Origin of the sequence: Pseudomonas sp. PDM10 (assembly GCF_014852295.1) — a bacterium.
Lineage (GTDB): Bacteria > Pseudomonadota > Gammaproteobacteria > Pseudomonadales > Pseudomonadaceae > Aquipseudomonas.
The window spans coordinates 298,416-323,519 of record NZ_JACVBJ010000007.1 but is presented as its reverse complement, the minus strand read 5'-3'; the positions used below and the strand labels follow the sequence as shown (position 1 = coordinate 323,519).

At 57.3% G+C, this 25,104-nt stretch carries 21 protein-coding genes; 16 read left to right on the top strand and 5 right to left on the bottom strand.

The window, feature by feature from the left end:
* Positions 1-5 precede the first annotated feature (5 nt).
* Complete coding sequence (gene clpS, locus IB252_RS24670) at positions 6-368, bottom strand: ATP-dependent Clp protease adapter ClpS (protein WP_027925124.1); 363 nt, start codon at positions 366-368, stop codon at positions 6-8.
* A gap of 225 nt (positions 369-593) precedes the next feature.
* Between clpS and IB252_RS24665 the strand changes: the two genes are divergently transcribed.
* The gene (locus IB252_RS24665) at positions 594-875 is read left to right on the top strand and encodes a cold shock domain-containing protein (protein ID WP_111449128.1); all 282 of its coding nucleotides are present in this window, start codon (positions 594-596) and stop codon (positions 873-875) included.
* A 63-nt stretch (positions 876-938) separates the two neighbouring features.
* Here IB252_RS24665 and icd read toward each other — a convergent pair whose 3' ends face one another.
* Positions 939-2,195 (bottom strand): NADP-dependent isocitrate dehydrogenase, encoded by a 1,257-nt coding sequence (gene icd / locus IB252_RS24660; RefSeq protein ID WP_010458895.1) that lies wholly within the window; start codon positions 2,193-2,195, stop codon positions 939-941.
* 496 nt (positions 2,196-2,691) lie between these two features.
* Between icd and IB252_RS24655 the strand changes: the two genes are divergently transcribed.
* From IB252_RS24655 to aceA, 9 genes are all read left to right on the top strand, one after another.
* Positions 2,692-4,917 carry an NADP-dependent isocitrate dehydrogenase gene (locus tag IB252_RS24655; RefSeq protein ID WP_192410547.1) on the top strand — a complete coding sequence of 742 codons (2,226 nt, stop codon included), beginning with the start codon at positions 2,692-2,694 and terminating at the stop codon, positions 4,915-4,917.
* 197 nt (positions 4,918-5,114) lie between these two features.
* The gene (locus IB252_RS24650) at positions 5,115-5,561 is read left to right on the top strand and encodes an NUDIX hydrolase (RefSeq protein ID WP_192410546.1); all 447 of its coding nucleotides are present in this window, start codon (positions 5,115-5,117) and stop codon (positions 5,559-5,561) included.
* Between the two features lie 59 nt (positions 5,562-5,620).
* A complete protein-coding gene (gene mnmA, locus IB252_RS24645; RefSeq protein WP_111448961.1) occupies positions 5,621-6,766 on the top strand; it encodes a tRNA 2-thiouridine(34) synthase MnmA in 1,146 nt (381 codons plus the stop codon).
* The gene (gene hflD / locus IB252_RS24640) at positions 6,763-7,386 is read left to right on the top strand and encodes a high frequency lysogenization protein HflD (protein ID WP_033057057.1); all 624 of its coding nucleotides are present in this window, start codon (positions 6,763-6,765) and stop codon (positions 7,384-7,386) included. The genes mnmA and hflD overlap by 4 nt, the downstream gene beginning before the upstream one ends.
* A gap of 126 nt (positions 7,387-7,512) precedes the next feature.
* On the top strand, positions 7,513-8,883 hold the full coding sequence (purB, locus tag IB252_RS24635; RefSeq protein ID WP_192410545.1) for an adenylosuccinate lyase: 1,371 nt from the start codon (positions 7,513-7,515) through the stop codon (positions 8,881-8,883).
* Between the two features lie 86 nt (positions 8,884-8,969).
* The gene (locus IB252_RS24630; protein WP_111448962.1) at positions 8,970-10,139 is read left to right on the top strand and encodes a cupin domain-containing protein; all 1,170 of its coding nucleotides are present in this window, start codon (positions 8,970-8,972) and stop codon (positions 10,137-10,139) included.
* Positions 10,132-10,557: a GNAT family N-acetyltransferase gene (locus IB252_RS24625; protein ID WP_111448963.1), complete on the top strand. Its 426-nt coding sequence runs from the start codon at positions 10,132-10,134 to the stop codon at positions 10,555-10,557. The genes IB252_RS24630 and IB252_RS24625 overlap by 8 nt, the downstream gene beginning before the upstream one ends.
* A 261-nt stretch (positions 10,558-10,818) precedes the next feature.
* Positions 10,819-11,580, top strand: a complete 762-nt coding sequence (locus IB252_RS24620) for a secretin N-terminal domain-containing protein (RefSeq protein WP_192410544.1) — start codon at positions 10,819-10,821, stop codon at positions 11,578-11,580.
* A 493-nt stretch (positions 11,581-12,073) separates the two neighbouring features.
* Positions 12,074-13,399 (top strand): isocitrate lyase, encoded by a 1,326-nt coding sequence (gene aceA, locus IB252_RS24615; RefSeq protein WP_053121621.1) that lies wholly within the window; start codon positions 12,074-12,076, stop codon positions 13,397-13,399.
* Between the two features lie 237 nt (positions 13,400-13,636).
* On the opposite strand, the gene leuS is transcribed toward aceA, so the two are convergent.
* The 3 genes from leuS to IB252_RS24600 all read right to left on the bottom strand — a co-directional run bounded on the left by leuS (position 13,637) and on the right by IB252_RS24600 (position 18,621).
* Entirely contained in the window at positions 13,637-16,225 is a 2,589-nt protein-coding gene (leuS, locus tag IB252_RS24610) for a leucine--tRNA ligase (protein ID WP_192410543.1), read from the bottom strand.
* Between the two features lie 61 nt (positions 16,226-16,286).
* Positions 16,287-17,495: an MFS transporter gene (locus IB252_RS24605; protein WP_318652737.1), complete on the bottom strand. Its 1,209-nt coding sequence runs from the start codon at positions 17,493-17,495 to the stop codon at positions 16,287-16,289.
* Between the two features lie 16 nt (positions 17,496-17,511).
* Positions 17,512-18,621, bottom strand: a complete 1,110-nt coding sequence (locus IB252_RS24600; RefSeq protein WP_225607568.1) for an aminotransferase class I/II-fold pyridoxal phosphate-dependent enzyme — start codon at positions 18,619-18,621, stop codon at positions 17,512-17,514.
* 287 nt (positions 18,622-18,908) lie between these two features.
* Here IB252_RS24600 and IB252_RS24595 point away from each other — a divergent pair, with 287 nt between their 5' ends.
* The 6 genes from IB252_RS24595 to nuoF all read left to right on the top strand — a co-directional run bounded on the left by IB252_RS24595 (position 18,909) and on the right by nuoF (position 24,991).
* Positions 18,909-19,670 (top strand): SDR family NAD(P)-dependent oxidoreductase, encoded by a 762-nt coding sequence (locus IB252_RS24595; protein ID WP_192410542.1) that lies wholly within the window; start codon positions 18,909-18,911, stop codon positions 19,668-19,670.
* 513 nt (positions 19,671-20,183) lie between these two features.
* The gene (locus IB252_RS24590; RefSeq protein ID WP_008146033.1) at positions 20,184-20,597 is read left to right on the top strand and encodes an NADH-quinone oxidoreductase subunit A; all 414 of its coding nucleotides are present in this window, start codon (positions 20,184-20,186) and stop codon (positions 20,595-20,597) included.
* A gap of 10 nt (positions 20,598-20,607) precedes the next feature.
* Complete coding sequence (locus IB252_RS24585) at positions 20,608-21,282, top strand: NuoB/complex I 20 kDa subunit family protein (RefSeq protein WP_008146035.1); 675 nt, start codon at positions 20,608-20,610, stop codon at positions 21,280-21,282.
* Between the two features lie 72 nt (positions 21,283-21,354).
* Positions 21,355-23,139: an NADH-quinone oxidoreductase subunit C/D gene (gene nuoC / locus IB252_RS24580; RefSeq protein ID WP_074878214.1), complete on the top strand. Its 1,785-nt coding sequence runs from the start codon at positions 21,355-21,357 to the stop codon at positions 23,137-23,139.
* Between the two features lie 2 nt (positions 23,140-23,141).
* A complete protein-coding gene (gene nuoE / locus IB252_RS24575) occupies positions 23,142-23,639 on the top strand; it encodes an NADH-quinone oxidoreductase subunit NuoE (protein WP_007970445.1) in 498 nt (165 codons plus the stop codon).
* Positions 23,636-24,991, top strand: a complete 1,356-nt coding sequence (nuoF, locus tag IB252_RS24570) for an NADH-quinone oxidoreductase subunit NuoF (protein ID WP_008146041.1) — start codon at positions 23,636-23,638, stop codon at positions 24,989-24,991. Before nuoE ends, nuoF begins: the two co-directional genes overlap by 4 nt.
* Positions 24,992-25,104: the final 113 nt, after the last annotated feature.

The window sequence follows — 25,104 nt, the reverse complement described above, 5'->3', positions numbered from 1 at the left end:
GGCGATTAACCGTCCTTCTCGATTTCACAGAGTAGCGGATGCTGGCTTTCCCTGGCGTACTGGTTGACCTGCATGGCCTTAGTCTCGGCGATGTCACGGGTAAACACTCCACATACTGCCCGTCCTTCTGTGTGGACGGCCAGCATGACCTTGGTCGCCAGCTCGCGATTCAGGTTAAAAAACACCTCGAGCACTTCGACGACGAAATCCATCGGTGTGTAGTCATCATTGAACAAAACCACCTTGTACATCGGCGGCGCCTGTAAAGCAGGCTTTGCCTCCTGAACAGCAATGCCTGCGGAATCGTCGTCGTGTGAATCAGGGTGATCCTGATTGAATGTTAGTCGAATCTGGCTGATTGCATGCATGGAAAGAAAGGTTCGTCAGTTGTGCAAATACAGTGGTGGGGGCGGCTATGGACGATTTCAACTCCGACTGCCCGGTCACCTTGACTATCGGGAAAACGGTGTTACAACCAATAGAGCCCACAGTGGGTAAAAAAGGTCCGCGGAGTCAATCTTATTTCCAGGAAATGACTGCGGATGAACTGGATGATACTCCAGTGATGGAGTCTGTTGCAGAGGGATATGGGTATGTCAGTCGGCAAGGTGAAATGGTTCAACAATGCCAAGGGGTTCGGTTTCATTAACACCGATGCCAGAGAAGGTCGTGACGAAGACGGTCATCTTATTGATTTCTTTGCGCACTACTCGGCCATTGAGATGAACGGGTACAAAACTCTCAAGGCTGGGCAAGCTGTAAATTTCGAGATTGTTCAGGGCCCCAAAGGGCTGCATGCCGTGAAGATTATGTCCGTCACGACCGAGAACGAGCAGGCCGCCCCTGCCATCCAGCAAGAAACTGTATCGAGTTAATACAACCCGTCATCCAGTCATAAAAAAAACCGCCAGAAGGCGGTTTTTTTTATACCTATTCGCTTACATATGCGAAATCAGCGCATCACCAAACGCGGACGAAGACAGCAGTTTCGCGCCTTCCATCAAACGGTGGAAGTCATAGGTCACGGTCTTGGCGGAAATCGCGCCGTTGGTGCCCTTGATGATCAGATCAGCTGCTTCGGTCCAGCCCATGTGACGCAGCATCATCTCTGCGGACAGGATCAGGGAACCCGGGTTGACCTGGTCCTTGCCAGCGTACTTCGGCGCAGTACCGTGGGTCGCTTCGAACATCGCAATGGTGTCAGACAGGTTGGCACCCGGTGCGATACCGATACCGCCCACTTCCGCCGCCAGGGCATCGGAGAGGTAGTCGCCGTTCAGGTTCAGGGTCGCAATCACATCGTATTCGGCCGGGCGCAGCAGGATCTGCTGGAGCATGGCGTCGGCGATGGCATCTTTGACGATAACGTTCTTGCCGGTTTTCGGGTTTTTGAACTGCATCCACGGACCGCCGTCGAGCAGGGTCGCGCCGAATTCTTCAGCTGCCACTTCGTAGGCCCATTCCTTGAAGGCACCTTCGGTGAACTTCATGATGTTGCCTTTGTGCACGATGGTCAGCGAGTCGCGGTCGTTGTCGACCACATACTGCAGCGCTTTTCGCGCCAGACGCTTGGTGCCTTGCAGGGAAACCGGCTTGATGCCGATACCGCAGTTTTCGTCGAAACGGATCTTGGTGACGCCCATTTCATCTTTAAGGAACTTGATGACTTTGGTCGCTTCCGGCGAACCGGCTTTCCACTCGATACCCGCGTAGATGTCTTCCGAGTTCTCACGGAAGATCGTCATGTCGACGTCGCCTGGCTTCTTGACCGGGCTAGGCACGCCTTCGAACCAGCGCACAGGGCGCAGGCAGACATACAGGTCGAGTTGTTGACGCAGGGCCACGTTCAGGGAACGGATGCCGCCACCGACCGGGGTGGTCAGAGGGCCCTTGATGGAAACCACGTAATCTTTAACTGCGTCCAGGGTTTCCTGGGGTAGCCAGGTGTCCTGATCGTAAACCTGAGTCGCTTTCTCCCCGGCATAGACTTCCATCCAGGAAATTTTGCGCTCGCCGCCGTAAGCCTTCTTAACAGCAGCATCGACAACCTTGATCATGACCGGGCTGATATCAACGCCAATACCGTCACCTTCGATGAAGGGGATGATCGGGTTGTTAGGAACATTGAGAGAATGGTCCGCGTTGACGGTGATTTTGTCGCCGACTGCTGGAACCTGAATCTTCTTGTATCCCATGCTGAACTCCATTGTTTGGATTGAACATCTGGCTTCGTTCGAGCGTACCCCAGTTAAATCGGCACGCAAACCCTCTGTTCCAACCATCTGCCGCAAAGCTGCACAGTTCGCGGCGTACAAGCCTGAAAGCAAAGGGAAAAGCGCCAAACTCAAGCACGGTGCAAGACTCTACGCCCCACTCGCCCCTGCGACCTTTAGACCAATGGACGACAATCGTTGCATATGAACCATCGGCAGATTGCCAGCTTCCTATGTATAATGCCGCCCGCTGACCACAGAGTCACGACGGCCGATCTCTCTACTACGAGACTTTGAGCCCGAAAAAGCAGGGCTGTTACCGCAGTCCACCCGCTTGACGCTCGACTGATGCACCCAACATCACCGCGAAGAAATCTCGACATTCGGCTCATGGATGACTTTGAACGAACGCGCTTACCCGGCGCCCCTCGAGTTTTTCTGCGCACGCTTTAGCAAAGAAGAGAGAGTTAATCCGAATATGCCCACCCGCTCGAAGATCATCTATACCTTCACCGACGAAGCTCCCGCCCTCGCCACCTATTCACTGTTGCCTATCGTAGAGGCCTTCACCGCCTCCGCTGATATCGCCGTGGAAACCCGCGATATCTCTCTTGCAGGGCGCATCCTGGCCAGCTTCCCCGAGCAACTGGGTGACAAAGCCGTAGCCGACCACCTCGCCGAACTGGGCGACCTGGCCGTTACGCCTGAAGCCAACATCATCAAGTTGCCGAACATCAGCGCCTCGGTTCCGCAACTGCAAGCCGCGATCAAGGAACTGCAAGCCCAGGGCTTCGCACTGCCTGACTACCCGGAAACCGTGACCAGCGACGCCGACAAGCTCGCCAAGTCGCGTTACGACAAGATCAAGGGCAGCGCCGTAAACCCGGTTCTGCGCGAAGGCAACTCCGATCGTCGTGCACCGCTGTCGGTCAAGAATTACGCTCGCAAGCACCCGCACAAAATGGGCGCCTGGGCTGCGGACTCCAAGTCCCACGTCGCGCACATGAGCACCGGCGATTTCTACGGCAGCGAGAAAGCTGCCCTGATCGACGCCGCTGACGCCGTCAAAATCGAACTGATCGCTCAAGACGGCACCACCACCGTCCTGAAAGAAAAAACCACCGTGCAAGCCGGTGAGATCCTCGATTGCGCGGTACTGAGCAAAAACGCGCTGCGCAGTTTCATCGCCGCCGAGATCGAAGACGCCAAAGCCAAAGGCGTGCTGCTGTCGGTTCACCTCAAAGCCACCATGATGAAGGTCTCCGACCCGATCATGTTTGGCCAGATCGTTGCCGAGTTCTATAAAGACGCACTGGCCAAGCACGCTGACGTGCTGGCGCAGATCGGCTTCAACCTGAACAACGGCATCGGCGACCTGTACGCTCGCATCAAAGCCCTGCCGGCCGAGCAACAAGCGCAGATCGAAGCGGACATTCAGGCGGTCTACGCCGCTCGTCCGTCGTTGGCCATGGTCAACTCCGACAAAGGCATCACCAACCTGCACGTGCCGAGCGACGTGATCGTCGACGCCTCGATGCCGGCGATGATCCGTGACTCCGGCAAAATGTGGGGCACTGACGGTCAACTGCACGACACCAAGGCTGTGATTCCGGATCGCTGCTACGCCACCATCTACCAGGCGGTGATCGAAGACTGCAAGCTGCACGGCGCTTTCGATCCGACCACCATGGGCAGCGTGCCAAACGTTGGCCTGATGGCGAAAAAAGCCGAAGAGTACGGCTCGCACGACAAGACTTTCCAGATCAAGGCCAACGGCGTGGTTCGGGTTTCCGATGGCGCTGGCCGCACCCTGCTGGAGCAGTCGGTTGAAGCCGGCGACATCTTCCGCATGTGCCAGACCAAAGACGCGCCGATCCAGGACTGGGTCAAACTGGCCGTCAACCGTGCTCGCGCAAGCGCCACTCCAGCGATCTTCTGGCTGGACCCGATGCGCGCCCACGACGGCGTAGTGATCGAGAAAGTTCAGGCTTACCTGAAGGATCACGACACTTCCGGCCTGGACATTCGCATCATGTCGCCAGTCGACGCGATGGCCTTCACCCTGGGCCGTACCCGCGAAGGCAAGGACACCATCTCGGTGACCGGCAACGTACTACGCGACTACCTGACTGACCTGTTCCCGATCATGGAACTGGGCACCAGCGCCAAGATGCTGTCGATCGTTCCGCTGATGAACGGCGGTGGCCTGTTCGAAACCGGCGCCGGCGGTTCGGCACCGAAGCACGTTCAGCAGCTTTTGGAAGAAAACTTCCTGCGCTGGGATTCCCTGGGTGAGTTCCTGGCCCTGGCCGCCTCCCTTGAGCACCTGGGTGTTACCTACAACAACCCTAAAGCGCTGGTGTTGGCCAAGACCCTGGATCAGGCCACCGGCCAGTTCCTGGACAACAACAAGTCGCCATCGCGCAAAGTCGGCAACATCGACAACCGCGGCAGCCACTTCTACCTGGCGCTGTACTGGGCTCAAGCCCTGGCTGCCCAGACCGAAGACACTGCACTGCAAGCGCAGTTCGGCGAACTGGCCAAGACCCTGAGCGAGAACGAAGCAACCATCGTTGCCGAGCTCAACGCCGTTCAGGGCAAGCCAGTGGACATCGGCGGTTACTACCACGCCAATGCCGAGCTGATCAGCAAGGCCATGCGCCCGAGCAACACCTTCAACGCCGCGATCGCTGCGCTGGTTTAAGGTTGTAAGGGAACACCACAAACCCCGGCCTCGTGCCGGGGTTTGTGTTTTTGAAGACAACGCAAAACCTGTGGGAGCTGGCCTGTCAGCGATAGCGATTTATCATCCAACATTGATGGTGACTGACTCACCGCAATCGCTGGCGGGCCAGCTCCCACAGTAATAGTGTTGCAACTATTGAAATTTGAGGAATCCTCATGGAGTGGAACCCCCACATCACCGTCGCGACCATCGTCGAAGACAACGGCCGCTTCCTGATGGTCGAAGAATCCAAAGGCGGACGAACGGTGCTCAACCAGCCCGCCGGCCATCTGGACCCGGACGAAACCCTGATCGAAGCCGCCGTGCGTGAAACCCTCGAAGAAACCGGCTGGGACGTCGAGCCGACTGGCGTGGTGGGTATTTACCTCTACACCGCTCCGAGCAACGGCGTGACCTATCAGCGGGTCTGCTTCACCGCAAAACCGCTCAAACATCACCCCGACTATCAGCTGGATGACGGCATCGTCGGCGCAATGTGGCTGACGCGTGACGAACTCATGGCACAGCGCGCAAACTGGCGCAGTGAGCTGATCATCCGCTGTATTGATGATTATCTGGACGGCAAACTCTTCGGCCTCGAACTGATCCGCCCTTCTCTTTAGCCTTGCGGGCTTCGGCCTGTTAGAATCGCGTCCTTTTTAAAGACACTCATTGAATCCCTATGCGTGATCCAGCCCCTTCTGACACACAAAAGAAGCGCGTCATTGTCGGCATGTCCGGCGGCGTGGACTCTTCCGTTTCCGCTCTCCTGCTGATCGAGCAGGGTTATGAGGTGGAAGGCCTGTTCATGAAGAACTGGGAAGAAGACGATGGAACGGAATACTGTACCGCCATGGATGACCTGGCGGACGCTCAGGCCGTGTGCGACAAGATTGGCATCAAGCTGCACACCGCCAACTTCGCCGCCGAGTACTGGGACAACGTGTTCGAGCACTTCCTGGCCGAATACAAGGCCGGTCGCACGCCGAACCCGGACATCCTGTGCAACCGCGAGATCAAGTTCAAGGCATTCCTGGACTACGCCATGATGCTCGGTGCCGACCTGATCGCCACCGGTCACTACGTGCGACGCCGCGACATCGATGGCCGTACCGAGCTGCTCAAGGGTCTGGACCCGAACAAGGATCAGAGCTACTTCCTGCACGCCGTCGGCGGTGAACAGATCGCCAAGACCCTGTTCCCGGTCGGCGAGCTGGAAAAACCCGAAGTGCGCGCGATTGCCGAGAAACACGAACTCGCCACCGCGAAGAAAAAGGACTCCACCGGAATCTGCTTTATCGGTGAGCGCCGCTTCAGCGACTTCCTCAAGCAATACCTGCCGGCCCAACCAGGCGAGATCAAGACCACCGAAGGTGAAGTTATCGGCCGTCATCACGGCTTGATGTATCACACCATCGGCCAGCGTCAGGGCCTGGGCATTGGTGGCTTGAAAGACGCCAGTGACGAGCCGTGGTACGTGCTGATCAAGGACCTGGAACACAACGAGCTGATCGTTGGCCAGGGCAATGACCATCCGTATCTGTTCTCCCGCGCCCTGCTCGCTTCAGACATCTATTGGGTCAACCCGATCGACTTGAGCGAACCGCGCCGGCTGACAGCTAAAGTCCGCTATCGCCAAAGCGACCAGCCCTGCACGCTGGAAAAAACCGCCAACGGCTACCGCGCGACCTTCGATGACCCGCAACGCGCGGTCACCCCAGGCCAGTCCGTGGTGTTCTACGACGGTGAAATCTGCCTCGGCGGCGGCGTGATCGAAGTCGCGGAGCCGTGGACCAGCAAAGGCACTCCTCAAGGCGAGCAGCAATGAGCCCGACTCAGGAGCAACTGACGGCACTGGGCGGCGTGTTCCTCGCCGCCGTGCTGGTCGACAAGATCGCCAAGACCGGCCAGACCGCCGAAGCCGGCCTGACGTGCATGCTCGGTAGCCTGCTGATTCGCGACCCCAAGGACACCCTGGAAGTGTACGGCGGCGACGACATCAATCTGCGTGAAGGTTACCGCGCATTGATCGGCGCCCTGGAACGCGACCCAAGCACCCTTCAGCGCGAGCCGCTGCGTTATGCGCTGGCAATGCTCGGCCTGGAGCGTCAACTGGCCAAGCGCAACGACATGCTCGACGTGATCGGCAAGCGTTTGCCGCAGATTCAATCCCAGGTCGAGCACTTCGGCCCGGCGCACGAAAACGTCATTGCAGCGTGCGGCGCCCTGTATCAGGACACCCTGAGCACCTTGCGCCAACGCATTCAGGTCCACGGCGACATGCGCAACCTGCAGCAACCGAGCAACGCTTCGAAAATCCGCGCCCTGTTGCTGGCCGGGATTCGATCGGCGCGCCTGTGGCGGCAGTTGGGCGGTCATCGCTGGCAGCTGGTGATCAGCCGTCGCAAGTTGCTCAAAGAGCTTTACCCGCTGATGCGCAGCAGCTGAACCGCGCCCGCAAGACCCTTGGTAATTTGTAACGCGTAAGACGCTGGTCAGTTGGCAACGGACCGGCGGATTTTTTCATGTATGATACGCGCCCCATTTCGTTGCCCGACTGTCCGAGAACACCCCATGCAGCTTTCTTCGCTCACTGCGGTTTCCCCTGTTGACGGCCGCTACGCCGGCAAAACCCAGGCCCTGCGCCCAATTTTCAGCGAATACGGCCTGATCCGTGCTCGCGTTCTGGTTGAAGTGCGCTGGCTCCAGCGCCTGGCCGCTCACCCAGGCATCAGCGAAGTGCCGGCGTTCTCCGCCGAAGCCAACGCTGTGCTGAACACCCTGGCGGAAAACTTCGCTCTGGAGCACGCCGAGCGTGTCAAAGAGATCGAGCGCACCACCAACCACGACGTCAAAGCCATTGAGTACCTGCTCAAAGAGCAAGCGGCCAAGCTGCCTGAACTGGCTGCTGTCAGCGAATTCATCCACTTTGCCTGCACCAGCGAGGACATCAACAACCTGTCCCACGCCCTGATGCTGCGCGAAGGCCGTGATGACGTGATGCTGCCGCTGATGCGCCAGACCGCAGAAGCCATCCGCGAACTGGCGATCCGTTTCGCTGACGTACCAATGCTGTCGCGCACCCACGGTCAACCGGCTTCGCCGACCACCCTGGGCAAAGAGCTGGCGAACGTGGTTTACCGTCTGGAGCGTCAAATCGCTCAGGTCGCGGCCGTTCCACTGCTGGGCAAGATCAACGGCGCTGTCGGCAACTACAACGCTCACCTGTCGGCCTACCCTGAGATCGACTGGGAAGAGAACGCCCGTGCCTTCATCGAAGACGAGCTGCGCCTGGGCTTCAACCCGTACACCACGCAGATCGAACCGCACGACTACATTGCCGAACTGTTCGACGCGATCGCGCGCTTCAACACCATCCTGATCGACTTCGACCGCGACATCTGGGGCTACATCTCCCTGGGTTATTTCAAACAGCGCACCATCGCTGGCGAAATCGGCTCGTCGACCATGCCGCACAAGGTCAACCCGATCGACTTCGAAAACTCCGAAGGCAACCTGGGTATCGCCAACGCACTGTTCCAGCACCTGGCGAGCAAGCTGCCGATCTCCCGCTGGCAGCGTGACCTGACCGACTCCACCGTATTGCGCAACCTCGGTGTCGGCTTCGCCCACAGCGTGATCGCGTACGAAGCCAGCCTCAAGGGCATCAGCAAACTCGAGCTCAACGCTCAGAAGATTGCTGCCGACCTGGACGCGTGCTGGGAAGTATTGGCCGAGCCAATCCAGACCGTGATGCGTCGCTACAACATCGAAAACCCGTACGAAAAACTGAAAGAGTTGACCCGTGGCAAGGGCATCAGCCCTGAAGCACTGCAAACTTTCATCGACGGTCTGGACATGCCAGCCGCCGCCAAGGCCGAGCTGAAATTGCTCACCCCGGCGAACTACATCGGTAACGCTGTAGAGCAAGCCAAACGCATCTGATCGACCGCTTTACCCTTTTGAGACGCCCGGCAGCGCCGGGCGTTTTTATTCCCGTCTGAAAAGTGCTTTTTTTCAATAGGTTACACATGAATCCTGATATTCCTCTTCAACTTCTGGGTGGCATCACGGCGCGCGAATTCCTGCGTGACTACTGGCAGAAAAAACCGCTGCTGATCCGCCAGGCGATCCCTGACTTCGAAAGCCCGATCGACCCGGACGAACTGGCCGGCCTGGCGCTGGAAGAAGAAGTTGAATCGCGCCTGGTGATCGAACACGGCGAGCGTCCTTGGGAAATGCGTCGCGGCCCGTTCGCCGAAGACGAATTCAGCAAGTTGCCGGAAACCGAGTGGACCCTGCTGGTTCAAGCGGTCGACCAATTCGTGCCAGAAGTCAGCGAGTTGCTGGAAAACTTTCGCTTCCTGCCGAGCTGGCGCGTCGACGACGTGATGATCAGCTTCGCCGCCCCGGGTGGCAGCGTCGGTCCGCATTTCGATAACTACGATGTGTTCCTGCTGCAAGGTCACGGCAAGCGCAACTGGAAGATCGGCCAGATGTGCGACTCCGAGTGCAAGCTGCTGCCACACGCGGACCTGCGCATCCTCGCCGACTTCGAAGCCACCGATGAGTGGGTTCTGGAGCCGGGCGACATGCTCTACCTGCCGCCGCGTCTGGCCCATTGCGGCGTAGCGGTGGATGACTGCATGACCTACTCGGTCGGCTTCCGCGCCCCGAGCGCCTCTGAAGTGCTGACTCACTTCACCGACTTCCTCAGCCAGTTCCTGACCGATGAAGAGCGCTACACCGATGCCGACGCCCTGCCGGCGGTCGATCCACACCAGATTCAGCACGACGCCCTTGATCGCCTGAAAGCTTTGCTGGCCGAGCACATGAGCGACGAGCGCCTGCTGCTGACCTGGTTCGGCCAGTACATGACCGAGCCGCGCTACCCGGAACTGATCGTCGGCCCGGAAGAAGTCGAAGAAGAAGACTTTCTCGCCAGCCTGGAACAAGGCGCTGTGCTGATCCGCAACCCGAGCGCGCGCATGGCCTGGTCCGAAGTCGATGACGACCTGCTGCTGTTCGCCAGCGGCCAGAGCCGTTACCTGCCGGGCAAACTGCGCGAGCTGCTGAAGTTGATCTGCGCTGCCGACGCCCTGCACACCGATAACCTCGGCGACTGGCTGAGCGACGAAGACGGCCGCGGCCTGCTGTGCGAGCTGGTCAAGCAAGGCAGCTTGGGGTTTGCTGATGAATAAAATCCACGTTCGTGTCGCAGACTGGCAGAAGGACATCGCCGAGATCCGGCGCATTCGTGAGACGGTGTTCATCGCCGAGCAATCCGTTCCGCCTGAGCTGGAATGGGACGCTGATGACGCAACGGCGGTGCATTTCCTGGCCTTCGAAGGCGACTTTCCGATTGGCACCGCCCGCCTGCTGCCCGACGGCCACGTCGGCCGGGTGTCGGTGCTGAAAGACTGGCGCGGCTTGAAAGTCGGCGATGCGCTGATGCAAGCGGTGATCGGTGAAGCCGAGAAGCGCGGGCTGAAGCAGCAGATGCTGAGCGCGCAGGTACAAGCCACGGCGTTCTATGAGCGCCTGGGCTTCAGCCTGGTCAGTGAGGAATTCCTGGAAGCAGGCATTCCGCATGTGGACATGGTGCGTCACTCCGTTTGAGACCCTGTGGTGAGGGGATTTATCCCCGTTCGGCTGCGAAGCAGCCGTCAAACCATTGCATGCGGAAAACCTGATACACCGTGGTTATTTTGGGGCCGCTTCGCGACCCAACGGGGATAAATCCCCTCGCCACAGAGAACACCACAAAACGCCCCGTCATTCTCGGATGCCGGGGCGTTTTGCTGTCTACGATTCAACTTGCCCCACGCCGGGCCGACAAACTGGCAATATCAACACTTCAAGATGTCGGAGATAACGGAAATGGCCCTACGCACCCTGCTCACCACGCTGCTGCTGACCTGCAGTTTTTCGGTCATGGCCGCCACCGAGATCGTGCCTTTGAACTACCACACCAGTGCCGACATGCTGCCGATGGCCCAGGATTTCATCGGCAAGGAAGGCCAGGTCAGTGCCTATGGCAACCAACTGATCGTCAATGCCGATCAGCGCAAGATCGACGAACTTAAAGCCCTGATTGCGCAACTCGACACCCAACCCAAGCGCCTGCTGATCACTGTCGACACCAACGAAAACAACTTCCAGGGCGATCAGGGTTACTCGGTAAATGGCGCCAAACCGAGCCAGACTCGCATCATCAATCGCAGTACCGACAGCCGTGACGGCGGGATTCAGCAGATCCAGGCCAGCGAAGGGGCGCCGGCACTGATCCAGGTCGGCCAGAGCGTTCCGCTCACCAGCACACAGACCGATTCCTACGGCGATCTGCGAAGCCAGACCGAATACCGCAACGTCACCCAGGGTTTCTACGTCACCGCCAGCGTTACCGGCGACATCGTTCACCTCGCAATCAGCACCAATCGTGACCGTATGAGCCAGGAACGTCCCGATGTAGTGAATGTGCAAAGTACCGACACAACTGTCACGGGACGACTGGGTGAATGGATCACCCTGGCCGGCGTAAACCGCCAGACTCAGGCCGACAAACAGGGTCAGACCCGCAGCTACTCGACTCAGGGCCGAGATGACATGACCCTGCGGGTGAAAGTCGATACTTTGGACTAAACCACCGAAAACTGACTGATTAGTCGTATTAGACCAAAGATGTAGTGCCATAAAAAAAGCACTACAAAACGTTTGACGATACAAAAAAGCAAAGGCATGATGGCCTCGCTCCCGCTAATCAGGGGCCCTGGCAAGGGCCTTCGAAGCGCCGTTCGCACCTACCCCGCGAGCCGCTTCGTGTCTGTACCGCCCACAAGGTGTGTTTGACGAGGTTGCCGACTGGAACGAAGTTGTCCCGAGGGACGGAAGCGTAATTAGGTAACCCGGCTCCACACTGAAGTTCGTACCAAGGCCCACGACGCCCGAATGCGCTCGACAGTTCGCCCTTACCTGCTCACTTCCCCTCGAGCCCATCGTTCATCCCGTCGCCACCCCCGCCGAATCCGACTTGACCACCTAAGCTTCTGGTCAGCGAGCAGCCCCTTACGCCCCAATGCGTATTTGGCAAGAGCAGGAATTTTCCACCCAGACCTATGCGACGAGGTTTATCTCCATGGCACTGACACGCGAACAGCAAATTGCAGCCCTCGAAAAAGATTGGGCTGAAAACCCACGCTGGAAAGGCGTGACACGCGCTTACTCCGCTGCTGACGTCGTCCGCCTGCGTGGCTCGGTTCAACCTGAGCACACCTTTGCAAAATTGGGCGCCGAGAAGCTTTGGAACCTGGTAACCCAGGGCGCCAAACCGTCCTTCCGTCCTGAGAAAGATTTCGTCAACTGCATGGGCGCCCTGACCGGCGGCCAGGCTGTACAACAAGTTAAAGCCGGTATCCAGGCGATCTACCTGTCGGGCTGGCAAGTCGCTGCGGACAACAACTCCGCCGAATCGATGTACCCGGATCAGTCGCTGTACCCGGTGGATTCGGTTCCAACCGTGGTCAAGCGCATCAACAACTCGTTCCGTCGTGCTGACCAGATCCAGTGGAAAGCCGGTAAAGGCCCGGGCGACGAAGGCTACATCGACTACTTCGCTCCAATCGTGGCGGACGCTGAAGCCGGTTTCGGCGGCGTACTGAACGCTTACGAGCTGATGAAGAGCATGATCGAAGCAGGCGCCGCCGGCGTTCACTTCGAAGACCAACTGGCTTCCGTGAAAAAATGCGGCCACATGGGCGGCAAGGTACTGGTTCCTACCCAGGAAGCTGTACAGAAGCTGACCGCTGCCCGTCTGGCGGCTGACGTTGCCGGTACTCCGACCATCATTCTGGCCCGTACCGACGCTAACGCGGCTGACCTGCTGACTTCCGATTGCGACCCATACGACCAGCCGTTCGTGACTGGCGAACGTACTCAGGAAGGCTTCTACAAAGTGCGCGCCGGTCTCGACCAGGCCATCGCTCGCGGCCTGGCTTACGCTCCGTACGCCGACCTGATCTGGTGCGAAACCGCCAAGCCGGATCTGGACGAGGCTCGTCGCTTCGCTGAAGCGATCAAAAAGGAATACCCGGACCAACTGCTGTCGTACAACTGCTCGCCTTCCTTCAACTGGAAGAAAAACCTGGACGACGCGACCATCGCCAAGTTCCAGCGCGAATTGTCTGCCATGGGTTACAAGCACCAGTTCATCACCCTGGCCGGCATTCACAACATGTGGCACAGCATGTTCAACCTGGCGCACGACTACGCCCGTAACGACATGACTGCCTACGTGAAGCTGCAAGAGCAAGAGTTCGCTGACGCTGCCAAGGGTTACACCTTCGTGGCTCACCAGCAGGAAGTGGGCACCGGCTACTTCGACGACATGACCACTGTGATTCAAGGTGGCACGTCTTCGGTAACCGCGCTGACCGGTTCGACTGAAGAAGAACAGTTCCACTGATCCGATTTGCCTGAGCAAACGGCCGTTGCGGACCGAATAGAAAGCTAACTGCAACGCCGCACATCTGACGCCCCGACTGGTTCGGGGCGTTTTTTTGCGCGTGATTTAACCAACAACGCAAAACCTTGTGGGAGCGGGCTTGCTCGCGAAAGCGGTCCAACATTCAGCATCTACGACGACCCAGGGTGACACCTCCTCGGCAACCGTGCTTTGTTTCCTGTGCGCCAGCTCGAAAGTTCAGACGATGAAGTTCACCAGGCGGTTGGGCACCACAATCATCCTGCCCGCCCCTTTCAAGTGGTTGCGCAACTCTGCGTCGGATGACGCCCGGTACCGAATGGCGTCATGCTCGGCATCAGCCTCGATCATAATGTGCCCGCGCAACTTGCCATTTATCTGCACCATCATTTTTACTTCGTCCTGTTCCAAGGCTTCGCTGTCCGGCATGGGCCACGAACTGTCGTAAATATCGCCTTCGAACCCACCCCCCGTCCAAAGGACCTGAGTGATGTGCGGCGTCACAGGGTGCAGAACCTGCAACAGGATCGCCATGCCTTCGCGGGCCACTTGTGGGCCGGCACCCCTGCCCCCCTCCAGCACCTTGAGCATCTTCATCGCACCCGAAACGACCGTGTTGTATTGCAGCCGTTCGTAATCGTTGTTGATCTGCTGCAGCAAACGATGCATCTCAAAGCGCACGCGTTTCGATTCAGCAATGTCTCCAACCCGATCATCTGCACAGCGCCGAGCCTGATCGTCGTGGAAGAAGCTCCAGAGCCGGCGCAGAAAGCGATAGGCACCTTCAACGCCGCTATCGCTCCAGATCGTGCTCTGATCAGGAGGACCTGCAAAGATTGTGAAAAGTCGGGCGGTGTCAGCGCCGAACTTGTTAATGATGTCTTTCGGCTCGACGACGTTATTCTTCGACTTGGACATTTTTTCCACGCCACCGATGATGACGGGTAAACCGTCCTCAAGCGCCGTAGCCCTCAGAGGACGGCTTTTTTCGTCATACTCGACCACAACTTGCGCGGGGTAAAACCACTGCAGGCTACCGTCATCGGCTTTTCGGTAATAGCTTTCACGCAATAGCATGCCTTGGGTAAACAGGTTCTTGAACGGCTCGCTGAAATCCACCAGCCCTTCGTCACGCATTGCTCGTGTCCAGAACCTCGCATAGAGCAAATGCAACACCGCATGCTCGATACCACCGATGTATTGATCGATTGGCAACCAGTAACGACTGCCGGGACCCACCATCGAGGTATCGCTATCAGGATCGCAATAACGCATGAAATACCAGCTCGAATCGACGAAGGTATCCATGGTGTCTGTTTCCCTCTGCGCTGCCGCTCCGCAGCGTGGGCAATCCACATCGCGAAACGACTTATGCGCCAGCAACGGGTTGCCGCTGCCATCCGGCACGCAATCAGTAGGCAATACGACCGGCAAGTCCGAATAAGGCACCGGCACGTCACCACATTGCTCACACTGGATGACAGGAATCGGCGTCCCCCAGTAACGCTGCCGTGAGATCCCCCAGTCGCGCAGGCGCCAAGTGGTAGTCTTCTCACCCATTCGGCTTTCAACCAGCGCAGCGGTAATCGCCTGGGTCGCCTCTGTAACAGTGAGGCCATCGTAGACACCAGAGTTGATGAGATGCCCCTCTCGACAAGTGTAATTGTCGGACCAGAACGTCGGGTCGAATACGTGATCGCTCCGGGCAATGACTTGGCGGACGGCCAAGCCATATTGATTGGCAAATTCGAAGTCGCGCTCATCGTGCGCAGGCACCCCCATCAGGGCTCCGTCACCATACTCGCCAAGCACATAATTGGTTATCCACAGCTCGACAGGCTCACCGGTTAACGGATGCTCCACATGCAAGCCACAGGGGACGCCAAACTTGCTCTGGCTGCTGGATGGGCCGGAATTCGCCGTTTGTCGACAGGTGTGCACCTGCGGCTCCAGCCCAGGGTTGAGCTCCAGGGCATGTTTGGCCAGTGCATGTTCAGGGGATACGGCACAGAAGGTTACCCCCATGAGCGTATCGATACGGGTGGTAAATACCCAGAGCTTGCCTTCGTCGATCACTTGTCCGGCAGCGTCCTGGATTCGGTGGGCAAAAGCCAAACGTACCCCTGCGACCTTCCCTATCCAGTTCCGCTGCATGGCGCGGACCCTGTCCGGCCAACCATCCAGAGTGTCGATTGCCGAGAGCAATTCCTCGGCATACTGGGTTATACGCAGGTAGTAACCTGGAATCTGCCGCCTCTCGACGAGAGCCCCCGAACGCCAACCTCGACCGTCGATTACCTGTTCATTGGCCAGCACCGTTTGATCGACAGGGTCCCAATTGACTATCTGGGTCTTCTTGTAGGCCACACCCTTTTCCAGCAATTTGAGGAAAAACCACTGACTCCACTTGTAGTATTCAGGGTCGCAAGTGGCAATCTCCCGGGACCAGTCGAAGGCAAGCCCCAAAGGCAGCATTTGCGACTTCATGTCCGCGATATTCAATAGTGTCCACTGCGCTGGCGAAACACCCGACTTCATAGCTGCGTTCTCCGCGGGCAAGCCAAAGGCATCCCACCCCATAGGCATCAGGACATTGAATCCTTTCATGCGCATATGGCGAGCCAGCATGTCGTTGATCGTATAGTTGCGAACATGCCCCATGTGCAACTTTCCCGATGGATAGGGAAGCATCGAGCAGGCATAGAATTTAGGCCGGCAAGCATCTTCAACCGCCCTGAATACATCATTTTCAAGCCATTGGGCCTGAGCCGTACTTTCAACAGAGGCCGCGTCATACTGTGCTCGCATAGAAGTTCCTTAACTGTGCTGGAGCTGAGCGACAAGACTCGATCAACCCACAATTCCCTTGTTAGTTCCTGTCCCGCGATGTGACGCGGGGCAATGCAATTGTCCTGTGGCCGACCCAAAAACAGATGCCTCCAAATACGATGCCCAGCCCCCCATAGAGGCTCCAGCTCAACTGAAAACCAACACCAGCGATCAGCAAGGCTCCCAGCCCCACGGACACCATCCTCGCCCCCGCCAGCACGACCGGAACAAGAGAAAAGAGCGTAGGTTGCGTTTGCAATGGCGTTTTTTGCGAGATAAGCGCGGTGACGTAGGTAACGCTGAGAATCTCACCCAGCGTCCAGAAGAAAACAAACAACAGAATCAGTACCGTATGTTCGAACAAGGCATAGGCGCCAAAACCGACACTGTAGAAAATAGCGGCAAAAGCCAAATTGGTGAGCGGCTCGAAACGCGACGTCAACGCAATCAGTGACTGCGTCAACAGGATCACCAGCAGCGCATTGACGATTCCTACCGCACCGAACAGGCTGGCAGCCTTCCCCGCCGTTACCACATCAAGCCACAAAGGCAGATGGTACTGACGCTGCGCATCCAGCACCGCCAACGCAAAGAACATGACACCCGCGACAATTACGATATGCGGTATACCAGCCATTATGCCAATTGAAGTTTCCCTTGTTGCAGGCGTGCTGCCGTGGCTTTCCGGCAGTGACAGACAGGCACTTGAAAACAGGCACAACACACTGGTGACCAGCGCAAAAAGCATTAGATAGACGCTATCGAGAGCCAGTAAATATCCGCCAATGACAAACAGCAGAGCCCCTCCCAGATTGCTGGCCAGATGCAAATAGCCAAAAGAGGCGACGCGGTTACTATCGTTAGCCGTCAAGGACGTCAAGATACTGAACACAGGTGTGACCAGCCCCGCGCAGAACATGAACAGCAAAACCATGGCAATGGATGCGACCGGCGCGCTGAACAAAATCCCGCACAGCAAGCATACAAATGAACAAAAAGAAGAGCAGACCAGCAGAGTCCTGAACGTATAGCGTCCGACCAACACTCCTCCCAACAAGTTACCCACCAGGAAAAACGCCGACATCAGTGTAATCACCAACGCCACCCCGGAACTATCGAGCCGGTAATGACGCTGGAAAAACAAAGCGGCAAAGGGACCCAAGGCATTCGCCATGACGAACAGCAAACGGAGCAGCACGATATTGCGCATCCCAGTGCCCAAGCCGGTCATTATCAGCAATGGCTTCACTACTGAACTGCTTCCGTCACATCACTCCTGCCGCCCTCATTGAGGTGTAATACCCACGCTTGAATACCCCTTCGGAAACGCCGATCGCCATATCCGGACTGTCCAATGGAATAACCCGAATCGGCAAACCCGATCCCGCGTGTTCCGTCACAAACATGCTGTCGAACAGACGAATATTGGAACTGAGCTTTTCCTGCAAAACGGCCAGTTCACTGGTCTTGTGAATATCCAGGGAAGCCATGGCCGCGCCTACAGTGGCGGGGTTTACATATTGCGAGTAGGACATCGGTCCGCCAAAACGGCGAAAAACCTCCTGATAATTGGCCTTTTCCGACATAAATATACCGCCACCATTGGCGCCAAAAGCCTTGGCCAATGAATAAACCAATAGGGTTCGTGGATTAAGCTCAGGCATGAAAGTACGAATATAGCCCTCACCCCGCTCGCCATAGGCACTTAATGAATGAGAGTCATCGAAGTAGAGAAACATCCCATACTTGTCCTGCAACGCCAACAACCGCTCAATAGGCGCACTCCCTCCCATGCTGTAAGCACCGTCAGCAACATACGCGACCAAAGGATGGCGCTTGCACATATCTTCAATAAAGTCGACATCATTATGATTACAAGTGACAACCTGCGTTTCATCACCACAGATGGCCTTGACCTGATTCAGTGCAAAGTGCGCATGCTTATCAAAAATCAAAACGGGACGTTGGCCATCTGTAAACATACCGGCTGCCAGCAGGGGCAGAGACGCGACGATGCCCGCACTGCAGGAAGTCGCTGTGAATGCTCGACAATTAAAATGTGCCGATAAGGCGTCTTCAAGCTCATCGAGTTCTTTCAACCTTATTCTGATACGTGAGGTAGGCAAATTCACGGTACCGCAACTCAACACATAATCTGCGGCACGTCGCGCCAGACGTTGATCGACCTCGAGACCCAAATATGAACAAGAGCACATATTCATGAACAAATGACCATTCTGGTCCTGCATACGCCCCTGCGGAGCGTGCTTGATACTCAAATCGGTCAGCCCCGAATTTTGCGCAAGCGCCCAGGATGGATTACCAATCTCTACGGACCTGGCCGTATTTATATACTTGTTTTTTTGCTCAGTCATACACGACCTCTCTCTATAGACATAAGAGTTAGACCCATACTGATTTCAATGCCACCTATCCAGCCACCGAATTTACCTAACGGCAGCCTACGATCAATCTCATAAAATCAATCTTCACCCACGCTTAGGAAAGTTCGCACATTGGTAGATGAATGATCCGTAGGAACTTTCTGAAAAATTACTTCACGCCAGCAAAAAGTGAAACACCTTCTATATTCAAGTATTACGTCACATTCATACTTTGCGCACGCGACCAGCAAACTCTCACCACGGAGTATTAACTCATCATGAATGGAAGACTCAAAGGGAAGCGAGCGCTTATAACAGGCGCATCGGCTGGTATTGGAAGAGCTATTGCCGAAGCTTTCATTGTCCAGGGCGCCGATGTTTTCATTACCGCCCGCACTGATGAAGCTGGGGCTCGTGCAGTCATTGCATTAGCTGAACACTTTGGCCAGCAGGCCGGTTTCACCCTTATGGATGCTGCAAGCACTAGCACTGATGCACTTTTCGAAGAAGCGCAAGCAGCCATTGGCCCCGTGGATATACTCGTCAATAACCCGGCATTCATAACCCGTACTCCATTTCTGGAGCTGAGCGAAGACGAATACGAACAAACCCTTGCGGTCAACCTCCGCTTTCCATTCTTCATGACTCAACGCTTTGCAAGAGACTGCATCGCTCGCAAACAGGGCGGCAGCATCATTAACATCTCATCGGTCAGTGCCTTCAAGGCGGTCAGCCGAATGTCAGCTTATCAGGCGAGCAAAGCGGCGCTGTCCATGCTTACACGAAGCTGCGCGGTAGAACTGGCACCCTATGGCATCAGAGTCAACACGATTTCACCTGGGCTGACCGCGACCAGTGGTAACGCCAATCAGTGGCGGGATTCCCCAGAGGTATGGCAGAACAGAAAAAAGGAGATTCCCATGCAGCGCGCTGGCATGCCTGCAGATATGGCAGGCGCTGCCATCCTGCTCGCATCTGATGAGTCATCCTGGATGACCGGTGCCGATCTGGTAATCGACGGGGGTCACAGCTGCATTTAGAGAACCCGGAAAGTCGCGGCAGTCTTACGCATTGCGTGCCTATTGGCCTTTTCCATGAACGCCACCTACCCCGGCTCCCACGGGGAATGCGACAAGCGCAAAACTGTGCGAAAAACCTTGATCCAGAGCATTTTCTCGACCAGGAAAAGAAGGTAAAACGACCCCGCCCACTACTTGCAGTAACGTGCATATAAGGCAACTTTCCGACGCTCACCGGGTTAAACAGTTTAAAAACCACCACAAATAATATTGATTATCATTTAGCGAGCGCTATGTTCGTTACATTTCCTACAAAACAATATTGATGAAATGCCGGCTAATGCCCGAACGGCATGGGCTACAGGGCTTTGGAGGTGCGCTATGTCCTTATTCCTGTAAATAATTTCGCTATAGGAATTTTACTTGCACGGTGTTGTGCCATAAAATCAGCGGGATTGATTGCTGCGACATATCGTCACTGCTTTGTTTCTTTTCAAGCTCAGAGACCTTTGCTCTCTGTTAAGGATTACCAGCATGCCCGAAGCGACAGGACTCATGGCCCACAACTGGGGCTTTGCCATTTTCCTTCTGGGCGTCGTCGGCCTTTGTGCCTTCATGCTCGGCGTCTCCAGCCTCCTCGGGTCAAAAGCCTGGGGCCGCAGCAAAAACGAACCGTTCGAATCCGGCATGCTGCCTACAGGTGGCGCCCGTTTGCGGCTCTCAGCAAAATTCTATCTGGTCGCGATGCTCTTCGTGATCTTCGATATCGAAGCCCTTTTTCTCTTTGCCTGGTCTGTGTCCGTCCGCGAAAGCGGCTGGACCGGATTCGTCGAAGCTCTCGTTTTCATAGCAATTCTGTTGGCAGGTCTTGTCTACCTATTTCGAGTGGGCGCCCTTGACTGGGCTCCGGCAGCTCGTCTGAAGCGGCAAGCGAAGCTGAAACAATGAGGCTTTGGCAATGCAATACAATCTCACCAGGATCGACCCCGATGCTCCTAACGAGCAGTATCCGATTGGCGAACGGGAAACCGTTTCCGATCCGTTAGAAGATCAAGTCCACAAAAACATCTTCATGGGCAAGCTCGAAGACGTGCTTAACGGCACGATCAACTGGGGGCGCAAGAACTCCCTGTGGCCGTACAACTTCGGTCTTTCGTGCTGCTACGTGGAAATGACCACCGCCTTCACGGCGCCCCACGACATCGCGCGCTTTGGCGCCGAGGTTATCCGGGCATCGCCGCGTCAGGCGGATTTCATGGTTATCGCCGGTACCTGCTTCATCAAGATGGCGCCGATCATTCAGCGTCTCTACGAGCAAATGCTCGAACCTAAATGGGTTATCTCCATGGGTTCGTGCGCCAACTCCGGTGGCATGTACGACATCTACTCCGTCGTTCAAGGGGTGGACAAGTTCCTGCCCGTGGACGTCTACGTGCCTGGCTGCCCGCCCCGCCCTGAAGCTTTTCTGCAAGGCTTGATGCTGTTGCAGGAGTCGATTGGACAGGAGCGTCGTCCGCTTTCCTGGGTCGTCGGCGATCAAGGCGTGTACCGCGCCGAGATGCCTTCGCAAAAGGAACAGCGCCGCGAACAGCGAATCGCAGTCACCAACCTGCGCAGCCCCGACGAAGTCTGATCCAGACCTGCTTCTTTTATAGAACGAGAACCTGGCTTCATTCTTTACGTTGACCGAAAGCGATAAATAACCATGACTACAGGCAGTGCTCTGTACATCCCGCCTTATAAGGCAGACGACCAGGATGTGGTCGTTGAACTGAACAACCGTTTTGGCCCCGAGGCGTTCACCGCCCAGCCTACCCGCACCGGCATGCCGGTGCTTTGGGTTGCCCGTGCCAAACTCGTCGAAGTCCTGACCTTCCTGCGTAACCTGCCCAAGCCGTACGTCATGCTCTATGACCTGCACGGCGTGGACGAGCGTCTGCGCACCAAGCGTCAAGGGCTGCCAAGCGGCGCCGACTTCACTGTGTTCTATCACTTGATGTCGATCGAACGTAATAGTGACGTAATGATCAAGGTCGCCTTGTCCGAGAGCGACCTCAGCGTGCCGACCGTGACCGGCATCTGGCCGAACGCCAACTGGTACGAGCGTGAAGTGTGGGACATGTACGGCATCAACTTTGCCGGTCACCCGCACCTGACCCGCATCATGATGCCGCCGACCTGGGAAGGTCACCCGCTGCGCAAGGACTTCCCGGCCCGTGCCACCGAGTTCGACCCGTTCAGCCTGACCCTGGCCAAGCAACAGCTTGAGGAAGAAGCCGCGCGCTTCAAGCCTGAAGACTGGGGCATGAAGCGTTCCGGTGCGAACGAGGACTACATGTTCCTCAACCTCGGTCCTAACCACCCTTCCGCGCACGGTGCGTTCCGCATCATTCTGCAACTGGACGGTGAAGAGATCGTCGACTGCGTTCCGGACGTCGGTTACCACCACCGTGGTGCCGAGAAGATGGCCGAGCGTCAGTCCTGGCACAGTTTCATTCCGTACACCGACCGTATCGACTACCTCGGCGGCGTGATGAACAACCTGCCGTACGTGCTCTCGGTCGAGAAGCTGGCCGGCATCAAGGTGCCTGAGAAGGTCGACGTCATCCGCATCATGATGGCCGAGTTCTTCCGGATCACCAGCCACCTGCTGTTCCTAGGGACTTACATCCAGGACGTCGGCGCCATGACCCCGGTGTTCTTCACGTTCACCGACCGTCAGAAGGCGTACACGGTGATCGAAGCCATTACCGGCTTCCGTCTGCACCCGGCCTGGTACCGCATCGGTGGCGTCGCTCACGACCTGCCGCGCGGCTGGGAAAAACTGGTGAAAGACTTCATCGACTGGATGCCAAAGCGTCTGGACGAGTACCAGAAAGCCGCACTGGACAACAGCATCCTGCGTGGCCGGACCATCGGCGTCGCCGCCTACAACACCAAAGAAGCCCTGGAATGGGGCGTCACCGGTTCCGGCCTGCGTTCGACCGGTTGCGACTTCGACCTGCGTAAAGCGCGCCCGTACTCCGGTTACGAGAACTTCGAATTCGAAGTGCCGCTGGCGGCCAATGGCGATGCCTACGACCGTTGCATCGTGCGCGTCGAAGAAATGCGCCAGAGCCTGAAGATCATCGAGCAGTGCATGCGCAACATGCCGGAAGGCCCGTACAAGGCGGATCACCCGCTGACCACGCCGCCACCGAAAGAGCGCACCCTGCAGCACATCGAGACCCTGATCACGCACTTCCTGCAAGTTTCGTGGGGCCCGGTCATGCCGGCCAACGAATCCTTCCAGATGATCGAAGCGACCAAGGGCATCAACAGTTATTACCTGACGAGCGATGGCGGCACCATGAGCTACCGCACCCGGATTCGCACCCCAAGCTTCCCGCACCTGCAGCAGATCCCTTCGGTGATCAAAGGCAGCATGGTCGCGGACTTGATCGCGTACCTGGGTAGTATCGATTTCGTTATGGCCGACGTGGACCGCTAAGCATGAACAGCACGCTTATCCAGACTGACCGTTTCGCCTTGAGCGAAACCGAGCGCTCGGCCATCGAGCACGAGCTGCATCACTACGAAGACCCGCGCGCGGCGTCGATCGAAGCCCTGAAGATCGTCCAGAAGGAACGTGGCTGGGTGCCTGATGGCGCGCTTTACGCCATCGGCGAGATCCTCGGCATCCCGGCCAGCGACGTTGAAGGGGTGGCGACGTTCTATAGCCAGATCTTCCGTCAGCCGGTCGGCCGTCACATCATTCGCGTTTGCGACAGCATGGTCTGCTACATCGGTGGTCACGAATCCGTGGTCAGCGAAATCCAGAGCAAGCTGGGCATCGGCCTGGGTCAGACCACCGCCGACGGTCGTTTCACCCTGCTGCCGGTCTGCTGCCTCGGCAACTGCGACAAGGCGCCGGCGTTGATGATCGACGACGACACTTTCGGTGATGTGCAGCCTGCCGGCGTTGCCAAATTGCTCGAGGGCTACGTATGACCCTGACTTCCTTCGGTCCTGCCAACCGCATCAAGCGGTCGGCCGAGACTCACCCGCTCACCTGGCGTCTGCGTGACGACGGTGAAGCTGTCTGGCTCGACGAGTACCAGGCCAAGAACGGTTACGCGGCTGCGCGCAAAGCCTTCGCCGACATGGCTCAGGACGACATCGTCCAGACCGTGAAGGACTCCGGCCTTAAAGGTCGCGGCGGTGCAGGCTTCCCCACTGGCGTTAAGTGGGGCCTGATGCCCAAAGACGAATCCATCAACATCCGCTACCTGCTGTGCAACGCGGACGAGATGGAACCGAACACCTGGAAAGACCGCATGCTGATGGAGCAACTGCCCCATCTGCTGATCGAAGGCATGCTGATCAGTGCTCGCGCGCTGAAAACCTACCGTGGCTACATCTTCCTGCGTGGCGAATACACCACCGCCGCCAAGCACCTGAACCGTGCCGTGGAAGAAGCCAAGGCAGCGGGCCTGCTGGGTAAAAACATTCTGGGCAGCGGCTTCGATTTCGAGCTGTTCGTCCACACCGGCGCCGGGCGTTACATCTGCGGTGAAGAAACCGCACTGATCAACTCCCTCGAAGGCCGCCGCGCCAACCCGCGCTCCAAGCCGCCCTTCCCTGCCGCCGTTGGCGTGTGGGGCAAGCCGACTTGCGTGAACAACGTTGAAACCCTGTGCAACGTGCCGGCGATCATTGCCGACGGCGTGGACTGGTACAAATCGTTGGCGCGCGAAGGCAGTGAAGACATGGGCACCAAGCTCATGGGCTTCTCCGGCAAGGTCAAGAACCCGGGCCTGTGGGAACTGCCATTCGGCGTTACCGGTCGCGAGTTGTTCGAAGACTACGCCGGCGGCATGCGCGACGGTTACAAGCTCAAGTGCTGGCAGCCTGGCGGCGCCGGTACCGGTTTCCTGTTGCCGGAACACCTGGACGCACAAATGTACGCCGGCGGCATCGCCAAAGTGGGCACCCGTATGGGTACCGGCCTGGCCATGGCGGTGGACGACAGCGTCAACATGGTTTCTCTGCTGCGCAACATGGAAGAGTTCTTCTCCCGCGAATCCTGCGGCTTCTGCACCCCGTGCCGTGACGGTTTGCCGTGGAGCGTCAAGCTTCTGCGCGCGATCGAGAACGGTGAAGGGCAAGCCGGCGATATCGAGACCCTGCTGGGTCTGGTCGGTTTCCTCGGCCCAGGCAAGACCTTCTGTGCTCACGCACCGGGCGCCGTGGAGCCATTGGGCAGCGCAATCAAATACTTCCGCCATGAGTTCGAAGCCGGCATCGCGCCTACCAGCGCCGTCGTCCCGCCTCTGGCAAGGCCGATCGTAGTCGGCGCGTAAACGCTTAAAGAAGCGAAGGGTCCGTACCCTTCGCTTTGTCGTGTGATGACGCCTTGAACGGCTGTGTTGATTCACGCGAATAACAAGATTCCATTAGCCACGCCCGCTGACAC

Excerpts from the sequence above, each read along its gene's own strand:
- IB252_RS24595 (WP_192410542.1), top strand. The coding sequence starts at position 18,909 with ATGAATGGAAGACTCAAAGGGAAGCGAGCGCTTATAACAGGCGCATCG.
- IB252_RS24600 (WP_225607568.1), bottom strand. The coding sequence starts at position 18,621 with ATGACTGAGCAAAAAAACAAGTATATAAATACGGCCAGGTCCGTAGAG.
- nuoC (WP_074878214.1), top strand. The coding sequence starts at position 21,355 with ATGACTACAGGCAGTGCTCTGTACATCCCGCCTTATAAGGCAGACGAC.
- IB252_RS24625 (WP_111448963.1), top strand. The coding sequence starts at position 10,132 with ATGAATAAAATCCACGTTCGTGTCGCAGACTGGCAGAAGGACATCGCC.
- nuoF (WP_008146041.1), top strand. The coding sequence starts at position 23,636 with ATGACCCTGACTTCCTTCGGTCCTGCCAACCGCATCAAGCGGTCGGCC.
- IB252_RS24590 (WP_008146033.1), top strand. The coding sequence starts at position 20,184 with ATGCCCGAAGCGACAGGACTCATGGCCCACAACTGGGGCTTTGCCATT.
- IB252_RS24665 (WP_111449128.1), top strand. The coding sequence starts at position 594 with ATGTCAGTCGGCAAGGTGAAATGGTTCAACAATGCCAAGGGGTTCGGT.
- hflD (WP_033057057.1), top strand. The coding sequence starts at position 6,763 with ATGAGCCCGACTCAGGAGCAACTGACGGCACTGGGCGGCGTGTTCCTC.
- aceA (WP_053121621.1), top strand. The coding sequence starts at position 12,074 with ATGGCACTGACACGCGAACAGCAAATTGCAGCCCTCGAAAAAGATTGG.
- nuoE (WP_007970445.1), top strand. The coding sequence starts at position 23,142 with ATGAACAGCACGCTTATCCAGACTGACCGTTTCGCCTTGAGCGAAACC.
- leuS (WP_192410543.1), bottom strand. The coding sequence starts at position 16,225 with ATGCGAGCACAGTATGACGCGGCCTCTGTTGAAAGTACGGCTCAGGCC.
- IB252_RS24650 (WP_192410546.1), top strand. The coding sequence starts at position 5,115 with ATGGAGTGGAACCCCCACATCACCGTCGCGACCATCGTCGAAGACAAC.
- IB252_RS24630 (WP_111448962.1), top strand. The coding sequence starts at position 8,970 with ATGAATCCTGATATTCCTCTTCAACTTCTGGGTGGCATCACGGCGCGC.
- purB (WP_192410545.1), top strand. The coding sequence starts at position 7,513 with ATGCAGCTTTCTTCGCTCACTGCGGTTTCCCCTGTTGACGGCCGCTAC.
- IB252_RS24655 (WP_192410547.1), top strand. The coding sequence starts at position 2,692 with ATGCCCACCCGCTCGAAGATCATCTATACCTTCACCGACGAAGCTCCC.
- IB252_RS24620 (WP_192410544.1), top strand. The coding sequence starts at position 10,819 with ATGGCCCTACGCACCCTGCTCACCACGCTGCTGCTGACCTGCAGTTTT.
- mnmA (WP_111448961.1), top strand. The coding sequence starts at position 5,621 with ATGCGTGATCCAGCCCCTTCTGACACACAAAAGAAGCGCGTCATTGTC.
- IB252_RS24585 (WP_008146035.1), top strand. The coding sequence starts at position 20,608 with ATGCAATACAATCTCACCAGGATCGACCCCGATGCTCCTAACGAGCAG.
- icd (WP_010458895.1), bottom strand. The coding sequence starts at position 2,195 with ATGGGATACAAGAAGATTCAGGTTCCAGCAGTCGGCGACAAAATCACC.
- clpS (WP_027925124.1), bottom strand. The coding sequence starts at position 368 with ATGCATGCAATCAGCCAGATTCGACTAACATTCAATCAGGATCACCCT.